Source organism: Streptomyces sp. NRRL S-118, assembly GCF_000716335.1.
Classification (GTDB): Bacteria; Actinomycetota; Actinomycetes; order Streptomycetales; family Streptomycetaceae; genus Streptomyces.
In genome coordinates, this window is the sequence record NZ_KL591013.1 from 283987 (window position 1) to 302184 (window position 18198).

General features: G+C 74.8%; 10 protein-coding genes. 6 read left to right on the forward strand and 4 right to left on the reverse strand.

Annotation, left to right across the window (positions count from 1 at the left end):
- Window positions 1-44: 44 nt before the first annotated feature.
- The gene (locus IH00_RS0122640; protein WP_031076429.1) at window positions 45-1715 is read right to left on the reverse strand and encodes a serine/threonine-protein kinase; all 1671 of its coding nucleotides are present in this window, start codon (window positions 1713-1715) and stop codon (window positions 45-47) included.
- Between the two features lie 375 nt (window positions 1716-2090).
- Between IH00_RS0122640 and IH00_RS0122645 the strand changes: the two genes are divergently transcribed.
- The 5 genes from IH00_RS0122645 to IH00_RS0122665 all read left to right on the forward strand — a co-directional run bounded on the left by IH00_RS0122645 (window position 2091) and on the right by IH00_RS0122665 (window position 11508).
- Complete coding sequence (locus IH00_RS0122645) at window positions 2091-5318, forward strand: FHA domain-containing protein (RefSeq protein WP_031076431.1); 3228 nt, start codon at window positions 2091-2093, stop codon at window positions 5316-5318.
- A 135-nt stretch (window positions 5319-5453) separates the two neighbouring features.
- Window positions 5454-6857: an ABC transporter substrate-binding protein gene (locus tag IH00_RS0122650; protein WP_078887902.1), complete on the forward strand. Its 1404-nt coding sequence runs from the start codon at window positions 5454-5456 to the stop codon at window positions 6855-6857.
- 4 nt (window positions 6858-6861) lie between these two features.
- Entirely contained in the window at window positions 6862-8196 is a 1335-nt protein-coding gene (locus tag IH00_RS0122655; RefSeq protein WP_031076435.1) for a carbohydrate ABC transporter permease, read from the forward strand.
- A 97-nt stretch (window positions 8197-8293) separates the two neighbouring features.
- Window positions 8294-9160 (forward strand): carbohydrate ABC transporter permease, encoded by an 867-nt coding sequence (locus tag IH00_RS0122660; protein WP_031076441.1) that lies wholly within the window; start codon window positions 8294-8296, stop codon window positions 9158-9160.
- An 86-nt stretch (window positions 9161-9246) separates the two neighbouring features.
- Window positions 9247-11508, forward strand: coding sequence for a bifunctional glycosyltransferase/CDP-glycerol:glycerophosphate glycerophosphotransferase (locus IH00_RS0122665; RefSeq protein WP_052411563.1), 2262 nt, complete (start codon window positions 9247-9249; stop codon window positions 11506-11508).
- 91 nt (window positions 11509-11599) lie between these two features.
- Here the strand turns inward: IH00_RS0122665 and IH00_RS0122670 are convergent, their stop codons facing one another.
- Window positions 11600-12349 (reverse strand): TetR/AcrR family transcriptional regulator C-terminal domain-containing protein, encoded by a 750-nt coding sequence (locus IH00_RS0122670; protein ID WP_031076445.1) that lies wholly within the window; start codon window positions 12347-12349, stop codon window positions 11600-11602.
- Between the two features lie 147 nt (window positions 12350-12496).
- Between IH00_RS0122670 and IH00_RS0122675 the strand changes: the two genes are divergently transcribed.
- Window positions 12497-14032, forward strand: a complete 1536-nt coding sequence (locus tag IH00_RS0122675) for an MFS transporter (protein WP_031076446.1) — start codon at window positions 12497-12499, stop codon at window positions 14030-14032.
- Window positions 14033-14142: 110 nt separating this feature from the next.
- On the opposite strand, the gene IH00_RS0122680 is transcribed toward IH00_RS0122675, so the two are convergent.
- Together IH00_RS0122680 and IH00_RS0122685 are read right to left on the reverse strand one after the other, a co-directional pair.
- Entirely contained in the window at window positions 14143-15783 is a 1641-nt protein-coding gene (locus IH00_RS0122680) for a glycosyltransferase family 2 protein (protein WP_031076447.1), read from the reverse strand.
- Window positions 15780-17999, reverse strand: coding sequence for a CDP-glycerol glycerophosphotransferase family protein (locus tag IH00_RS0122685; RefSeq protein WP_031076451.1), 2220 nt, complete (start codon window positions 17997-17999; stop codon window positions 15780-15782). Before IH00_RS0122685 ends, IH00_RS0122680 begins: the two co-directional genes overlap by 4 nt.
- Window positions 18000-18198 lie beyond the last annotated feature (199 nt).

The window sequence follows — 18198 nt, forward strand, 5'->3', positions numbered from 1 at the left end:
TTCCGAGGGGAAATCACCCCTCGGAAGTCGACAAATCGGCAGAGTTACTGCCCGGTGCCGGAAGGCGGCGTGGGCGTGCCGCTGTCTCCGCCGAGCTGGGAGATCCAGTCGGTGACCGTGGACACGGCGTCCCCGATGGCCTGCCAGTAGCTCTTGCCCTGGGCGATCCAGTCCTGCAGCGGGGTCAGCTCCCAGATCAGCCAGCCCGCCACGAAGAGCAGCACGAGCGTGAACAGGCACCCCTTGAGGCAGCCCAGACCGGGGATGCGCATCGGGTTGGCGCTGCGCTGGCGGGGCTGGCGCGGCTCCCGCGGCGGGCGCGGGGCCTGCTGCGGGGGCTGCTGGGGCTGCGGGTGACGCGGCTGGTGGTGCTGCGGGGGCTGGGGTGCGTACTGCTGCGGCGGGGGCGGCGGCGCGTACTGCGCAGGGCGCTGCGGCGGCCGCTGCTGGGGCTGGTGCTGCGGCTGAGGCGCGTACTGCTGCTGCGGGGGCTGCGGAGGCTGCGGGCGTCGCTGGGGGCGGCGGCGCAGCGGGTCCTGGCTCGGGTCGAGGTACTGGACCTGCGTCTGCTCGTTGCGGTCCCGGGCCGCGCGCAGCTGGGTCTGCCAGGGGTGCGGCTCCTCCGGCCGCGGCGGGCCGTCGGGGCCCGGCGGGACCGGCGGCATGACGGTGGTGGGGTCGGCGCCGCCCGCGCCGCTGGTGGGCATCACGCTGGTGGCGGCGTTGGGGTCGTACTGGCCGGCGTTGCTCGGCAGCACCTGGGTGGGGTCGGCGGCGCCCGGGGTCTCCGGGACGGGGGCCGGCGCCGGGTCGGGCGCGAGCAGCGCGCCGACGCCCTCCGCGGCCTCGATCTGCGCGGGCGTGGCGTGCACGCCGATACCGGCGGCGACGACGCGCAGACCGCGGGCGAGGTTCTCGGCGCTCGGGCGCCGGTCCGGGTCCTTGCTCAGGCAGCGCTCTATGACCGTCCACAGCGGTCCGGGGACCGTGGAGGGCCGGCGCGGCTCCTCGCTGAGGTGGCGGTGCAGGACCTCCAGGGCGGTGCCGCCGGCGAACGGCGGGCGGCCGGTGACGAGCTCGTACAGCAGGATGCCGGCGCCGTAGATGTCCACGGCGGAGGTCTGCGGGCGGCCCTCGGCGGACTCGGGCGCGACGTACGCGGGCGTGCCGACGAATTCGTGCGTACGGGTCAGGCCAGGGCTGTCGGCGAGGCGCGCGATGCCGAAGTCCGTGAGCATCGGGTGCATCCGGCCGTCCTGCTCGGCGACCAGCACGTTGGCCGGCTTGAGGTCGCGGTGCACGATGCCGTCGGCATGGCTGGCGGCGAGCGCGTCGGCGATCTGCGCCGTGAGCAGCGCCGCGGCGACCGGGGTGAGCGGGCCGTTCTCGCGGATGTAGCGGTGCAGGTCCGGGCCCTCGACCAGGTCCATCACGAGGGCGAGCAGATCGCCCTCGACGACGAGGTCGCGGGTGCGGACGATGTTGGGGTGGGTGAGGCGGAGGAGGACGGAGCGCTCCCGCAGGAAGCGCATCACCACGTCCGCGTCGTTCGCGAGCTCCTCCTTGAGGACCTTGATCGCGACGGTCTCGCCGGGCTGGCCCGGCACGGCGGCCTCGGCGCCCGCCGTCTCCCGCTGGCGGGCTCGCCAGACGGTGCCCGTGGCGCCGCGCCCGAGCGGCTCCTCGAGCAGGTACTTGCTGCCTACCGGCCGCACGTCATGCGCTCCCTGCGATCGTGGTCCTTGCCTGGCCCGTGCCTCCCTCTCGGGCCCGCCCGGGTGTCCGACCCACTGTAGTGCCGCGGGGCGGCACACCGGTCGGTCATCTTCCGGTCTCGTACGGTGCCGAAGACGCACACTTCGCGTCCATGGTTGCCATACATGATCCCAAGGTGGGCGCAAGCTGGCATTTTCCCGATCGACGGTGAGCATTCAAGATCATTTGATGCCGGTTCCCGGGCGTGTTGTCCGTCGCAGGTGCGAGGATGCACCCAGCACTGAACCGGACGACGCGTCCGCAGTGGAGGGGGATCGCCGGGCCGTTCCCCATTCCTTGCCGGGCGCGCCGCGCAGAAGGGACCGCTGACGGCGATGCAGATCCGGCTGACCGTCCTCGCGGCGCCGCTCGGCGGCCAGACCGCGGGACGCGCCTGCGACGTGCTGGTCACCGCCCCGGCGGGGACCGCACTGGCCGCCGTGGCCTCCGGGCTGGCCGCCGCGGTCGCCGGCCCCGACGTCTCCGGATCGGTCGTGCTGTACGCGGGCGGGGAGCGGCTGGACGCGCAGCGCCGGGTGCTGGGCGAGCCGCCCCTGGTGGACGGCGCGGTGCTCTCGCTCCAGGCCCCCGCCGAGGACCACGCCCCCGCGGACGGCGCCGCGGTGCGGCTCCACGTGGTCGCCGGACCGGACGCGGGCGGCGTCCACCTGCTGCACGGCGGCCAGATCCGCATCGGCCGCTCCGCCGACGCGGACGTCCCGCTGGACGACCCGGACGTCTCGCGCCTCCACTGCGCGGTGACGGTCGCCGAGGACGGCCGTGTCACGGTCGCGGACCTCGGCTCCACGAACGGCACCTCCCTCGACGGCACGGCCGTCGGCTCCCGTCCGGTCCCGCTGCGGCCCGGCGCGCTGCTGCGGCTCGGCGAGTCCACCCTGCGGCTGAGCCAGGGCGCCCCGGACACCACGCCCCTGCCGGCCGCGCCCGACGGCGAGGGGCACCTCCGCGTCCCCTCGCGCACCGCCCCGGCCGCCGGCGCCTCCCCCGGTCCCGCCGCCACGCCGGACGGCCTTCCGTACGCCGCACCCGCCGCACCCGCGCCGAGCGGTCCTCCCGCCGCGATCGCCGGCCCCACCCGCAGCGCCGACGCCCACCGGGACACCGCGGAGCGCGGGCCCCGGATCCCGGCCGCCCGCGCCGGGCAGGCACCCGCCGGGACGGCCGGCCCGGCGGGCGGGGGCGACGCCTCCACCCACGGGCAGGGCGCCGCCCGGTTCCCGCACGCCCCCGCCGGCCCCGGGCAGGCCCACGGGGAGGCGCCGGCCGGCCCGGACGGCTTTCCGGGGGACGGGCGCGAGGCGGAAGCGGTCCCCGCCGGCAGGGGTGCCCGCAGACGGGGCATAGGCGCCTGGGCGCGGCGGCTCGCGGGCGGCCGCGGTGACGACGCCGCGGGCGCCGCGGCACCCGGGCCGCCCGGGACGCGGGGCTCCCGCGGCAGCGGGGGCGAGACGTGGCCCGATCCCTCCGCCGTGCTGCTCACGGCGCTCGGCCCCGGGCCGAGGCTCTGGGAGCGCGGCCCCGGCCACCCCGAGGAACTCGTCGTGCGGCTCGGCACGACCGACCGGGCCGACCTGCCGTCCGTACCCGTCACGGTCGGGCTGCGCGAGGCGGGGTCCCTCGCCCTGGCCGGGCCCCGGGCGCGGCTCATGGGCCTGGCCCGCTCCGTCGTGGCGCAGCTCGCCGCGCTGCACGCGCCCACCGACCTGGAGATCGTGCTGATCGGCAGCGCAGCCCGCAAGCGGGACTGGGCCTGGCTCGGCTGGCTGCCGCACCTGCGGCCTGCCCACGGGCAGGACTGCCGGCTGCTGCTGGCGTACGACCGGGACCAGGCGGCCGCCCGCGCCGCCGAGCTGACGCGGCGCCTCGACGACGGGCCGCTCGGCCCCGGCTGGGCGAGCGCCGAGCGGAAGGCGGTCGCGGAGGCGGCCGAGCGGTACGACGGGCCGCGCACGGTCGTGATCGTCGACGGCGACCCCGGCTCCGCGGCGCTGCGCGAGACGTCCGCCCGGCTCGCCGGGGCCGGCGCGGCGGCCGGCATCCACCTCGTCTGCCTCGCCGAGACCCCGGCGGCCTCCCCGCTCTCGCCGGTCGGCGCGACCTACGAAGCGGCGTGCGCCGCGTCCCTGGCCTTCCGCGAGTGCGGGGCGGTCGCCCTGCTCTCCGGTGATGTGGCGACCGCGCTGCGGCTGATGCGGACGGCGGGCGGGCAGCCCGCCGGGCACGGAACCGTCGGCACGGTCGACGCCGTCTCGCCCGCCTGGGCGGAGCGCTTCGCGCGGGCGCTGGCGCCGCTGCGCACCGAGGGCATCGCGCCGCGGGGCCGGGCGGCCGCCATGGCGCTGCCCCCGTCGGCACGCCTCCTCGACGAGCTGGGCCTGGCCCGGGCCACGCCCGCGTCCCTGCTGGCCCGCTGGGCGTCGGCGCCCGACGGTACGGCCGTGCTGGGCACGGGCCCGCGCGGCCCGCTCGCCGTGGACCTCACCACCGAGGGCCCGCACCTGCTGATCGAGGGCCCGGCGGGCAGCGGCCGTACGGAGCTGCTGCGCGCGGTCGCCGCCTCGCTGGCCGCCGCCTCCCGGCCCGACCGGCTGGCGCTGCTGCTGGTCGACGGCGCGGGCGGTGAGCGCGGCGAGGGGCTCGCGCCCTGCATGGAGCTGCCGCATGCCACGGAGCACCTGATGGCCGCGGATCCCGTGCGGATGCGGGCGTTCGCCCAGGCGCTCGGGGCGGAGCTGAAGCGGCGGGCGGAGCTGCTGGGCCGCCAGGAGTTCACCGAGTGGCACACCCAGCGGGAAGTGGCGGACCGGCTGATCGGCCCGCGCCGCCCCACGGACGGCGAGCAGGCCGCCCGTGAGCCACGCGATCCCCGCCCGGCCGACCGCCGGCCCCCCGACCCCGGGGCCGACGACCACACCGCCGCCGACCTCGACGCCGCGGCGACGGGCGGCACCCTGCGCCTGCGTCCCGCCACCGCGCGCACCGGCGGCGCCCCGGCGGACGGGCCGCCCCCGCTGCCGCGCCTGGTCGTCCTGGTCGACGACTACGACGCGCTGGTGGCGCCCGCGCTCGGCAGCCCCGGCCGGCCGGCCGCCGGTTCGGTCGTCCGGGCGCTGGAGGCCGTGGCCCGCGACGGCCACCGGCTCGGCGTGCACCTGGTGGCGTCGTCCGCCCGCCCGGACCGCACGGCCGACACGGAGCTGGCACGGCGCGCCCGGCTGCGCGCCGTGCTGGACGCCCCGCCCGCCGCGCCCGGGCCCGACGAGCCGGCGCCGGGCCGCGGCCGGCTCGGACACCCGGACGGCCGGGTGACGCCGTTCCAGACGGGCCGGGTCACCGGCCGCATCCCGCGTACGGCGACCCAGCGGCCGACCGTCGTCCCGCTGGACTGGGAGCGGATGGGCGACCCGCCGACCCGCCGGCCCGTGCGCGAACTCGGCAACGGCCCGACCGACCTGGCGCTGCTCGCCAGCGCGCTGGACCGGGCGGCCCGCTCGCTCGATGCGGCCCCGATACCACCGCTGACGACTCCCAGCCATCGCTGACGTAACGTCACGAGCCCATCACGATACCGCACTTGACACACAAGGCGGTATTGCGGCACCCGTGCGCCCGGCGTAGACCTGACCGGACGGGACGCGTACGCGCACGGGTAAGTGCACGCAGGAGACGGGGCAGTGATGCGCACAACTCTTCGCACGAGCACACGCACGGCACGGACGGCACTGAGGGCACGCACGGCACTCACGGCGCTGGTGGCCGCCGGAGCCCTCACCCTGGCGGGGTGCGGGGACGGGGGCGGCGGGAAGGGCGGCGGCCCCGGCGCGAGCAAGGAGCCCGGCGGGGCGGCGGCGACCGTCGACCTGCCGCGGCTCGACGGCCAGAAGCTCCAGGTCGTCGCGGTCTGGACCGGTCCCGAGCAGGCGGCCTTCACCAAGGTCCTCGACGAGTTCGAGAAGCGCACCGGCGCCGAGGTCGCGTACGTCCCGACCCAGGACGCGATGCTCAACTACATCGGTACGAAGATCGCGGGCGGCGCGCCGCCGGACGTGGCGATGCTCCAGCAGGTCGGCGCACTCCAGCAGGCCGTGGAGCGGAAGTGGGTCAAGCCGGTGGGCCCCGGGGCGAAGACCCAGCTGGCCAAGAACTACTCCCGAGGCTGGCAGGACCTGGGCGCGGTCGACGGCACCCGGTACGGCGTGTACTTCAAGGCCGCCAACAAGTCGCTGATCTGGTACAACACCGCCGTCTTCGAGAACGCGGGCGTCTCCGAGCCGAAGACCTGGAAGGAACTGCTCACCACCGCCGAGACGATCTCCGCCTCCGGTGTGACGCCGTTCTCGGTCGGCGGCGCGGACGGCTGGACCCTCACGGACTGGTTCGAGAACATCTACCTCTCGCAGGCCGGCCCGGAGAAGTACGACCAGCTCGCCCGGCACGAGATCCCGTGGACCGACCCGTCCGTGAAGCAGGCCCTCACCACCCTCGCCGAGCTGTTCGGCAAGCCGGCCCTGATCGCCGGCGGCGCGGACGGGGCGCTGCAGACGGAGTTCCCGGCCTCCGTCACGCAGACGTTCTCCGGCGGCGACCGGCCCAAGGCCGGCATGGTCTTCGAAGGCGACTTCGTCTCGATCAACATCGGTCAGACCGACGCCAAGATCGGTACGGACGCGAAGGTGTTCCCCTTCCCCGCGGTCGGCACCGAAGCCCCGGTGGTCACAGGCGGCGACGTGGCCGTCGCGCTGACCGACAAGCCCGCCGCGCAGGCCCTGTTGACGTTCCTCGCCTCGCCCGACGCGGCGCGGATCTGGGCGGGCGAGGGCGGGTTCATCTCCCCGAACAAGTCCCTGGCCCCGTCGGCGTACCCGAACGACGTGCAACGCGACATCGCCGAGGCGCTCATCGCGGCGGGCGACGACTTCCGCTTCGACATGTCGGACCAGATGCCGCAGTCGTTCGGCGGCACCCCCGGCAAGGGCGAGTGGAAGGCGCTGCAGGACTTCCTGAAGAACCCGAAGGACATCGCGGGCACCCAGGCCCGCCTGGAGGCCGACGCGGCCAAGGCGTACCAGAACGAGGGCTGACGCCATGGCCACGCCCGCCACCGCCCCGAAGCGCGCCCCGGGCCGCAGGAGCGTGACCGGCACCCGCGGGATCGTCGCGGCCGGCTTCCTGCTGCCCGCGCTGGTCCTGCTCGGCGCGCTCGTGGTCTACCCGATCGCGTACTCGGTCCAGCGGTCGTTCTTCGACCGGTCCGGCGACTCGTTCGCCGGGTTCGCCAACTACGTGGAGATCTTCACCGACGACACGATCCTCACCGCCGTGAAGAACAACGCCGTGTGGGTGGTGGTGGCGCCGACCGTCGCCACCGCGCTCGGCCTGATCTTCGCGGTGCTGACGGAACGGGTCCGCTGGGGCACGGCGTTCAAACTGGTCGTCTTCATGCCGATGGCGATCTCCATGCTCGCCGCGGGGATCATCTTCCGGCTGGTGTACGAGCAGGACCCGGACCGCGGCGTCGCCAACGCCGTCTGGGTGGGCGTGCACGACACGTTCGCCGAGTCGGCCGGCTACCCCAGGGCCCGCCCCCTGCCGGTCCACCCGCTCGAAGCGGCGGGCGGCGGGGCGTTCATCACGGAGGAGCCGGTACGGGCCGGCACGCCGGCCGAGCTGCCGCTGGTCGGCGTGGCACCCGCCGACATGCCGGAGGACGCGAAACCCGCGACGGCGCCCCCGCCCGCCGCCGACGGCCGGATCACCGGCACCGTGTGGCTGGACTTCACCCGGGGCGGCGGCGGTACGCCCAACACCATCGACGCCCGGGAGCTCGGACTTCCCGGCATCGAGGTGGAGGCCGTCAAGGACGGCAAGGTCGTCGCCACGGCCACGGCGGCCGCGGACGGCACCTTCAGCCTCCCCGCCGAGGCCGACGGCGCCCGTCTGCGCCTGCCCGAGTCGAACTTCCGCGAACGCTACAACGGTGTCGACTGGCTCGGCCCGTCCTTCGTCACCCCGGCGATCATCGGCAGCTACGTGTGGATGTGGGCGGGCTTCGCGATGGTGCTGATCGCGGCGGGCCTGGCGGGCCTGCCCCGCGAACTGCTCGAAGCCGCCCGCGTCGACGGGGCCAACGAGTGGCAGGTCTTCCGCCGGGTCACGGTGCCGCTCCTCGCACCGGTCCTCGCGGTCGTCCTCGTCACCCTGATGATCAACGTCCTGAAGATCTTCGACCTGGTCTTCATCATCGCGCCGGGCTCGGTCCAGGACGACGCCAACGTCCTGGCGCTCCAGCTCTACCGCTCCTCCTTCGGCACGGACGCCCACCTCGGCGTGGGCAGCGCCATCTCCGTCCTCCTCCTGCTGCTGGTGATCCCGGTGATGTGGTTCAACATCAGGCGCATCCGGAAGGAGACGCGACGGTGACCGGCGCGCTCGCGCCCGGCGCACCCTGTCGGGGGTCCGGGGGTCGTCCCCCGGGCCGGCACAGCAAGATCAGGCGCATCCGGAAGGAGACGCGGCGATGAGCAGCGGTACCGAGCAGAGCCTTGCCACCCGCCTCGCCGCCGGCGCCGCCGGGGGCGCGCTGCGGGTGTTCCTCGTCCTCGTCGGGCTGTTCTGGCTGATGCCGACCGTCGGGCTGCTGCTGTCCTCGCTGCGGGACCCGGCCGACATCAGCTCCTCCGGCTGGTGGCGGGTCCTCACCGCGCCCGCGCAGCTCACGACCGCCAACTACGCCGCGCTCCTCGACAACGGGACCATCACCGGCTCGCTCCTCTCCACCGTCCTCATCACCGTCCCGTCGACCGTCCTCGTCATCGTCATCGGGTCGTTCGCCGGGTACGCCTTCGCCTGGATGGAGTTCCCCGGCCGGGACTGGTGGTTCCTGCTCGTGGTGGGCCTGCTCGTCGTGCCCGTGCAGGTGGCGCTCGTCCCGGTGTCGAAGCTCTTCGGCGAGATCGGCATCTTCGAGACGACACTCGGCGTGGTCCTCTTCCACGTCGCCTTCGGCCTGCCCTTCGCCATCTTCCTGCTGCGCAACTTCTTCGCGGAGATCCCCCGCGAACTGCTGGAGGCGGCACGGCTCGACGGTGCCGGCGAGGTGCGGCTGTTCACGCGGGTGGTCATGCCGCTCGGCGGCCCGGCCATCGCCTCGCTCGGCATCTTCCAGTTCCTGTGGGTGTGGAACGACATGCTGATCGCGCTGATCTTCGCCGACTCCGACGCGCCGCCGATCACGGTCGCGCTCCAGCAGCAGGTACGGCAGTTCGGCAACAACATCGACGTCCTCGCGCCCGGGGCGTTCGTCTCGATGGTGATCCCGCTCGCCGTCTTCTTCGCCTTCCAGCGGCAGTTCGTGTCGGGGGTGATGGCGGGCGCGGTCAAATGACGTACAGGCCGGCGGACGTACACCCGCCTGTCCCCCGTATGCCACGGGACGCGTAACCCGGTCGGTCCACCGGAAGTTCCCGGGCCATGCCCCGGTTCAGCGTCATCGTCCCCGCGTACCACGTCCAGGCCTATCTGCACGCCTGCCTGGAGTCGGTGCTCTCCCAGTCCTGCGACGACCTCGAACTGATCGCCGTGGACGACTGCTCGGCCGACGGCTGCGGCGCGATCATCGACGAGTTCGCCGCCCGTGACCGCCGGGTCATCGCCGTCCACCTGCCGGAGAACACCGGCCTGGGACCCGCCCGCAACGCCGGACTCGCCCACGCCACCGGCGACTACCTGGTCTTCCTCGACGGCGACGACACCCTCGCCCCCGGCTCCCTCCGGGCCGTGGCGGACCGCCTCAAGGAGACCGGCGACCCGGACGTGCTGGTGTACGACCACGTCCGTACGTACCCCACCGGAGAGGTCGTCCCCAACGAGTTCCGCGCCCACCTCGCCGAGTCCGGCCCGGCGCCCTTCGTGCTCGCCGACCGCCCCGGGCTGCTGAAGGTCCTGATGGTGGTGTGGAACAAGGCGTACAAGCGGGAGTTCGTCGCACGTGAAGGCTTCACCTTCCCGCCCGGGTTCTACGAGGACACCCCGTGGACCTACCCGGCGCTGATGGCCGCCGGGTCGATCGCCACGCTGGACCGGGTGTGCGTGCACTACCGCCAGCGCCGCACCGGCTCCATCCTGAGCACCACGAGCCTGCGCCACTTCGACCTGTTCGACCAGTACGAGCGGCTCTTCGCGTTCCTCGACGCACGCCCCGAGCTGGCGTGCTGGCGTCCGGTGCTGCGCCGGCGCATGGCCGACCACTTCACGTCCGTGTTCATGGCCCCCGGGCGGCTGCCGCGCGGCACCCGCGCCGCCTTCTTCCGCCGCGCCCGGGCCCACTACCGCCGCCACCGTGCCCCCGGCGTCACCCCGGCACCGGCCGCCCGCGCGTTCGCCGTCCCGCGGCTCACCACCCGCCTGCGCCACGCCCTGGTGCGGTCCGGCAGCCACCGCACGTACCGCGCGCTGATGGCGGCGCGCACGGCGAAGCGGCGCGCCGCGGCGGGCGGCCGCCGGGTCGCGGGCGCGGTGCGCGGCGCGCTGCTCCAGCTGCACTACCGGATCCAGCGGTGCCTGCCGGTGCGGGACGACCGCGCCGTCTTCAGCGCCTACTGGAGCCGCGGTTACGCGTGCAGCCCGGCGGCGATCGAGGAGCGGGTGCGCGAGCTGGCGCCGCACGTGCGCACCGCCTGGATCTGCTCCCCCGCGCACGCGCACACCGTGCCGCCGGGCACGCGCGGGGTGCGGCCGGGGTCGGCCGCGTACTGGACGGCCCTGGCCAGGTCCAAGTACCTCGTCAACAACGTCAACTTCGACCGGCGGCTGGTCAAGCGGCGCGGACAGGTGGTCGTGCAGACGCAGCACGGCACTCCGCTGAAGCACATGGGCCTGGACCTGATGCACCGCCCGGCCGCCGCCCGCGGCACGGACTTCGCCGGGCTGCTGCGCGCCGTCGACACCTGGGACTACCTCGTCTCCCCCAGCCGCCACGCCACGCTCGTGTGGGAGCGGGTCTACCCGGCCGGGTACCGCACGCTGGAGTACGGCTCGCCGCGCAACGACGTGTTCCAGCGGGCGGGGGCCGCCGACGTCGCCCGGCTGCGCGAGACGCTCGGCATCCCCGAGGGCCGCACGGCGATCCTGTACGCGCCCACCCACCGGGACTACATGACGCCGCAGCCGCGCCTGCTCGACCTGGAGCGGGTGCTGCGGGCGCTCGGCCCGGGGTTCGTGATCCTCGCGCGCCCCCACCCGACGCACGGCGACGGCCCGCCGCCGCCCGCCCACCCGCGGGTCATCGACGTCTCCGCGCACCCGTCGGTCGAGCAACTGTGCCTGGCCTCGGACGCACTGGTCACGGACTACTCGTCCCTGATGTTCGACTACGCGAACCTGGACCGGCCGATCGTGGTGCACACCGAGGACTGGATGGCGTACGAGGCGGCCCGCGGCACCTACTTCGACGTGCGGACCTTCCCACCGGGCGCGGTGGCCCGCTCCGAGGACGAGCTGATCGACATCTTCGTCACCGGGCACTGGCGGGGCTCGCGCTCGGCGCGGCTGCGCGCCGCCTTCCGGGCGCGGTTCTGCCCGTACGACGACGGCGGCGCGGCCGAGCGGGTGGTGCGGCACGTGTTCCTGGGCGAGGACCCGCAGCGGCTGGCCCCCGTCGTCCCGCTGGAGGAGCGCCGCCCCGCCCCGTCGATGGGCGAGGCGGTGTCGGTGCTGTTCCCGGCGCCCCGGTAGCGGCGCGCGACCGGGGCGCCGGCCCGCGTTCTCCCCCGGATTCCCGGTGGTGTGCTCCCGTACCGCCGTGGGCCCGCGCGGCGCTACGGGGTCATGCCGTGGGCGGCGGTCCCGCCTGGAGGCGCAGGGCCAGGCCGTCGAGCATGACCTCCAGGCCGTAGGCGAACTTGGCGTCGCGCACGCCGGTGGGGTCGAACTCCGTTCCCGAGGCGTGGGCGTATCCCTCCGCCAGGTTGCCGTGCTCCTGGGCCGCCTGCTGTGCGGCGGGCATCAGACGGGCGATGAGGCCGGCTTCCGTCTCGCCGGACCGGGCCACCGTGGTCAGCCAGGCCGCCTCGGTACCGCTCATGCCGATCACGTAGGCGAGGAGGGAGTCGATCGCCCGGGAGGGTTCGGGGAAGCCCGCCGTGGAGAACAGGTCGGCGAGGCGGCTGGAGTAGGACATGAGGTTGGGGCCGAGGTAGGCGAGGCCGGCCTGCCCGAGCACCGAGGACAGCCACGGGTGGCGCAGGGATGTCGCGCGGAAGGAGGCGGCGGCCTCGGCGGCCGCCGTGCGCCAGTCCCCGGTGCCGGCGGGCGGCACGGTCATCTCCCCGAACACCTCGTCGACGGCGAGTTCCATCAGCTCGTCCTTGGTGGCGACATGGCGGTAGAGGGAGGTCGCTCCGGCGTTCAGGCGGGCGGCCAGCTTGCGCATGCTCAGGGCTTCGATGCCGTCGGCGTCCAGCATGACGATCGCCTCCCGGACGATCGCCTCCTGGGACAGTCCGGGCTGTTCCGCCGCCCGCCGGCGGCGGGCCCAGACGGAGGGGATCTGCTGGGGCTTGTCGTCCTCGGCCATCGGCTCGCTCCTTTGCGTACGTCGTGCGCACACAGCGTACAGAGTTCTTGTGTTGCGAACAGTGTACGCAGAGGAGTACGGTGTTCGCATCGCCCGGAACAGTGTGCGCACAACGGGAACGGTGTGCGCATCCCGAAAGGAACCCCGATGACAGCCGAAGCCGCAGCGGCCCCGACCCGCAGCCCGCACCGCTGGTGGATCCTGATCGTGCTGTGCCTCAGCACGCTGGTCCTCGTCGTCGACAGCATGGCGCTGACCGTCGCCGTCCCCGCCATGACCGAGGACATCGGCGCGAGCCCCCAGCACATCCAGTGGATCCTGGACTCCTACGTCCTGGTCTTCGCCGGCCTGCTGCTGACCTCGGGAAGCCTCGGCGACCGCTTCGGCCGCCGCAGAGTGATGATCATCGGCCTGCTGCTCTTCGGAGCGGCGTCACTGGCCGCGGTGTTCTGCACCGACCCCGGCGAGGTCATCGCCGTCCGCGTGGCCATGGGCGTCGGCGGTGCGCTGATCATGCCCTCCACCCTGTCGATCCTGATCACCGTCTTCGACGAGGACGAGCGCCCGAAGGCGATGGCCGCCTGGGGCTCGGTGTCGATGCTCGGCCTGGTCGGCAGTCCGGTCCTCGGCGGTGTCCTGATCGACCACTTCTCCTGGCACTCGATCTTCCTCATCAACGTCCCCGTCGTCGTCCTCGCCGTCGCCGCCGGTCTGCTCCTGATGCCCGAGTCCAAGGCCCCCTGGCAGCGGCCCGACCCGCTCGGCGCCGTCCTCTCCGCCGTCGGGATGACCGCCCTGGTCTGGTGGATCATCGAGATCCCGCAGCACGGCGCCTTCGAGGGCCGCGGCCTGCTCACCCTCGCCATCGCCGTGACCTCCCTGGCGGGATTCGTGATCTGGCAGAACACCACCGCCTCTCCGATGGTCCCGCTCGCCCTCTTCAAGCACCGCGACTTCACCGGCGGCTCCATCTCGCTGGCACTGGTGCAGATCGGCAACGGCGGCCTGCTCCTGGTCCTCACCCAGTACCTCCAGTCGGTCCTCGGGTACTCCCCCGTCAAGGCCGGCCTGGCCTTCACCCCGCTGGCCGTGGCGGCGCTCATCGGCAACGGCGTCGGCGCCAAGCTGGCCGCCAGGACCGGCCACCGCCCGCTGATCCTGGCCGGCATGCTCATGATGGCGGCCTCCTTCGGCCTGCTGACCACCGTCACCACCGACAGCGGCTTCGCCGTCCCGGCCGTCGCCCTCGCCCTGCTCGGCCTCGGCGCCGGCACGGCCATGCCGGCCGCGGTCGGCGCCCTGATGAGCACCATCCCCGCCGACAAGGCAGGCGTCGGCTCCGCCCTCAACGACACCATCCAGCAGGCCGGTACCGCCCTCGGCATCGCCATCCTCGGCTCGCTCCTCACCAGCACCTTCTCCGCGAAGATGCCGGCCGACGCCCCCGAGCAGGCCAAGCAGTCCATCGGCGGCGCACTGGCCGCCGCCCACGACGACCCGGGCCTGGTCCAGGCGGCCAAGGACGCCTTCACCGCGTCGATGTCCACCACCCTCACCGTCAGCGCCATCGGCGTCCTCGCCGCAGCCCTCCTCGCCGTGGTGGTCATGCGCGGCGGCAGCAACGGGGCCCGCGCCGAGCAGGCGGAGCAGGCCCCGGAGAAGGAGGTCGTGCCGGCCGCCTGACCGAGGCACTCACCTCTCCACCGCACGACCGTTCCGCGCCGGGAGGCCGGCACCCGCCAGGGTGTCGGCCTCCCGGCGCGAGCGACTCGGACGACGCCGGCTGCACCCGCTCAGCCGCGTACGAGGGCCCGGGCGACCCGCCGTACCGCGCCCCGCTGCGCCACCGGGGCCAGCAGCCGCCCCACGGTGCCGGCGGGCCGCCACCGCACCTGCAGCCGCCCCGCACCGTGCCCCTCCGGCTCCACGGTGATCCGGTGCCGCGCGGGCCCCGCCACCTCGAACGGCGTGAAGTCCGTCGGCGCGAGCAGCACGCCCGTGCTGCTCGTACGCCCGTCCGTCACCTCCAGGACGGGGTGGCGCACGCCCCAGAAGCCGTGGACGGGCAGGGCCACGGCCGAGAGGTCGAGCCGTGCGGTGCCCTCGAAGACGCCGCGTCCCGCCGGGTCCAGCCGTACCGGCACGGTGGTGCGCCGCCCGCCCGGCGCGAGGTGCAGGGACGCGGGCTGCGGCGCGAGCGGCAGGCGCAGCCCCGGGTCGTACGTCCGTACCGCCAGCTCCACGACCGCACCCGCGTGGACGAGCCCGGTGATCTCGTGCCGGAAGCGGGCGGCGCCGAACGGGCAGCCCCCCGGATCCAGTTCCGTCACGTCGAGGTCCTCGCGCGCCGCCGCGCCCACCGGCAGCGTGCCGCCCCAGTAGATGCGGCCCCGCGCCGGGTCCGTCACCGTCCGGCGCGGCCCCACGCCGTGGCCGAGGCCCCGGGCGGCCAGCCGCGCCTCCTCGTAGCGGCCCTCGCGCAGCAGCCCGATCACGACCCGCTCGTCGCGGCCCAGCCGCTCGTGCGCGGCGGCGCACAGCCCGTCCAGGTAGGGCACGGTCTCGGCGGCGAACCCGGCGACCCACGCCGGCTCGCGGTGGGGCAGGTCCCCCGCGTACAGCCGGAAGTCGTGGGAGAGGAACTTGAAGTCCTTCTCCTCCCGGACGGCCGCGGGGACGCCCTGCTCGGCCAGGAACGCGTCGATGAGCCGCGCGATCCGGATCCGGTCGCGCACGTTGGACATCAGGTGCCGCCGGTTGGAGATGGTCGCCGCTTCGCGAGCGGCGTGGGGGGCGATGTACCAGCGGTAGACGGGTTCGGTGATGACGGTGAAGGCGCGGGCGAGGGTGTACGCCTGGGCCGAGAAGAGCTGGTCCTCGTAGTGCAGGCCCTCGGGGAAGCGCAGGCCGTGCCGGTCTAGGAACTCCCGGCGGTACATCTTGTTGGTCGACAGCGGCTCGAAGAGCATCCGCGGCTCCTCGGCGATGCCGTGGACCGTGCGGCGGTGGCCGAAGAGCGGTGCCATCCAGGTGGTGGTGGCGCCGGTGTCGGTGCGCACCCGCTCCACGGCGCCCATCACGAAGTCCGCCTCCGTCTCCCGGTGGGCGGCGAGCAGCAGTTCCACCGCCCGCGGGGGCAGTTCGTCGTCGCTGTCCAGGAACATCAGGAACGGGGCGCGGGCGATCTCCAGGGCGCGGTTGCGGGGCGCGGAGCAGCCGCCGCTGTTCTGCTCCAGGCGCAGCACGCGGATCCGGTCGTCCTTGGCGGCGAGCGCGGCCGCGACGTCGGGGGTGGCGTCCGTGGAGTGGTCGTCGCTGATGACGATCTCCAGGCCGCGGTGGGTCTGCGCGCGCACGGAGGCGACGGCGCGCGGCAGCCGTGCGGCGTCGTTGTGGACGATGACGGTGACGGTGACGTCGGGGAGGGTCGTCATCGGCGTGCGGCCTCCTCGGGGGTGGGGGCGGGGGTGCGCCGGCCGACCGGCAGCACGGGCGGCAGGCCCTCCTCGCCCTCGCCCAGGAAGACGCGGCGTACGACGCGCTCGGCGGCGTGCCCGTCGTCGTACTCGCAGAACCGCAGCCGGAAGTCCTGGCGCTGTTTGCGGGCGGTCTCGTCGCACCAGGCGGTGGAGGTGAGGATGTCGGTGAGGTCGGCCCGGCTGCGGGCGACGGGGCCCGGGGCCTCGGCCGTCAGGTCGAAGTAGACGCCCCGGACGCGGGTGTACGTCTCCCAGTCGTCGGCGTGGATGACGATGGGCCGGTCGAGGTTGGCGTAGTCGAACATCAGCGACGAGTAGTCCGTGAGGAGGGCATCGGCGGCGAGCGCGAGCTCCTCGACGGGGTCCCAGCCGGTGACGTCGAGCACGCGGGGGTGGCGGGTGCGTCCCGGCAGCCGGTCGTGGAAGTAGTGGCCGCGCACGAGCAGCACGGTGTCGTCGCCGAGCCGGTCGGCCAGTTCCGGCAGGTCGAGGCGGGGTGTCCAGCGGGCTTCGTGGTCGCGGTGGGTGGGGGCGTACAGGACGGCCCGGCGGCCGGGTTCGATGCCGAGGCGTGCGCGGGCGGCCAGGACGTCCTCGGCGGTGGCCCGGTAGTAGACGTCGTTGCGGGGATAGCCGTAGTCGAGGGACCGGTAGCCGGAGGGGTAGGCGTGGGCCCAGGTCTCGGTGGAGTGGCTGTTGGCCGAGATGCTGTAGTCCCAGCGGTCGATGCGCTCAAGCAGCGCCTCGAAGTCGAGGCCCTGGGCGGCGGCCGGGTGGTCGCGCTGGTCGACGCCCATGCGCTTGAGCGGCGTGCCGTGGTGGGTCTGGACGTGGATGCTGCCCGGCCGTTTGACCACGTCGTTGGGGAAGTTGACATTGTTGACCAGGTACTTGGCGCGGGCGAGGACGTCCCAGTAGCGGGCGCTGCCGGGGACGACGTGGTCGGTGTCGGGCGGCAGCAGCGGGACGCGGTCCTCCTCGGTGATCCACACCTGGCGGATGTCGGGGGCGAGTTCGGTGAGTTCGGCGGCGATGGCGGCCGGGTTGCAGTGCACGCCGCGCCCCCAGTACGCGGAGAAGACCGCGAGGTCCTCGTCCAGGCGGCGGCGCAGGGTCCTGCGGTAGCGGCGCCGGGTACGTACGGCCGCCAGCTGCTCGGCGCGGGCCGCCACGGTGGCGCCGGCGGCGCGGCGCCTGTCGTTGGCGGCCCGCAGCGCCCGGTAGGGAAGGGCGGCGCCCCGGGTGAGGAGGTGGTGGCGCACGCCGTCGAGGCCGCCCGGGCCGCGGTGGCCCTCGGGGCGGAGGCGGGACGCGTGGGCGGCGGCGCGGCGGAAGTACTCGGGCACCAGGGCGGGGGGCAGTTCGTCGCGGCGGGCGAGCGTGGACAGGTAGTCGCCGGTCATCCGGTCGTAGAGCCGGTGGCGGACGGCGGGCGGAGCGTCGCGGGCGACGGCCAGCCGGTGGAGCCGCTCGTACTGGCCGAAGGCGGCGAAGTGCCGCTCGGGGCCGGCGGCGCGCCGCTGGGCGGGGCGGTCCTTGCGGTGGATGAGCGCCACGGTGTCGCAGCAGGCGACGCTCCGCGCCATCAGCAGCACGGCGTACGCCAGGTACAGCTCGTCGTGGCCCTCCGTGGCGACGAGCTCGGGGTGCTCGTCGAGGAGCCGGGCGCTGACGAGCCGGGCGCCGAGCACGGGGGCCAGGTCCAGCAGCGCGGGCCGCTCGGCGAGGCGGGCGGGGCCCGGCGGACGGGTGAGGAGCTCGGTGTCGCCGCTGGGGGCGGCGTCGTCCCACCAGTGGGCCACGCGGTGGTCGCACACCAGCACGTCGGGCGCGTCCGGCGCCTCCGCCGGCAGGCGCGCGGCGAGGGCGGCCGCCGCCCCCTCGGGCAGCAGGTCGTCGGGGTGCAGGAACTGCAGGTACGTCCCGGTGGCGGCCCGCACCGCGGCGGCCCGGGCGGTGGCCGCGGGCGCGTGCGGCGAGACGGGCACCACGAGAACGCGCGGGTCGCGCATCTCGTGGGCCTCGGCGAGCGCGCGGGCCGGGGTGTCGTCGAGCGGGACGGTCACGACGACGTCGAGGTGGGCGTACGGCTGGGCGATGACGCTCTCCAGGCAGGCGCGCAGCCGGCTGAGCGGGGCGCGGCCGGACACGACGACGCTGAGACGGGCCATGGAGTCCTTCCGGGGCTGGGGCCTGCCCTGGGGAGCAGGCCGGATCGTGAGCGTGGTCCGGGGGGTGCGGATGCGAGGCGGAAGGAGGGTGCCTCCCCCGGCGCCCGATGGACAGCGGGGGCTCGGGCGGCCGGTGTCGGCGCCGGGGAAGCTCGCGCGGGGCAGCGGGAGAGGCTGCTCGTGCCCGGCCGCCGGCCGC

Excerpts from the sequence above, each read along its gene's own strand:
- IH00_RS0122645 (WP_031076431.1), top strand. The coding sequence starts at position 2,091 with ATGCAGATCCGGCTGACCGTCCTCGCGGCGCCGCTCGGCGGCCAGACC.
- IH00_RS0122650 (WP_078887902.1), top strand. The coding sequence starts at position 5,454 with ATGCGCACAACTCTTCGCACGAGCACACGCACGGCACGGACGGCACTG.
- IH00_RS0122655 (WP_031076435.1), top strand. The coding sequence starts at position 6,862 with ATGGCCACGCCCGCCACCGCCCCGAAGCGCGCCCCGGGCCGCAGGAGC.
- IH00_RS0122660 (WP_031076441.1), top strand. The coding sequence starts at position 8,294 with ATGAGCAGCGGTACCGAGCAGAGCCTTGCCACCCGCCTCGCCGCCGGC.
- IH00_RS0122665 (WP_052411563.1), top strand. The coding sequence starts at position 9,247 with ATGCCCCGGTTCAGCGTCATCGTCCCCGCGTACCACGTCCAGGCCTAT.
- IH00_RS0122670 (WP_031076445.1), bottom strand. The coding sequence starts at position 12,349 with ATGGCCGAGGACGACAAGCCCCAGCAGATCCCCTCCGTCTGGGCCCGC.
- IH00_RS0122675 (WP_031076446.1), top strand. The coding sequence starts at position 12,497 with ATGACAGCCGAAGCCGCAGCGGCCCCGACCCGCAGCCCGCACCGCTGG.
- IH00_RS0122680 (WP_031076447.1), bottom strand. The coding sequence starts at position 15,783 with ATGACGACCCTCCCCGACGTCACCGTCACCGTCATCGTCCACAACGAC.
- IH00_RS0122685 (WP_031076451.1), bottom strand. The coding sequence starts at position 17,999 with ATGGCCCGTCTCAGCGTCGTCGTGTCCGGCCGCGCCCCGCTCAGCCGG.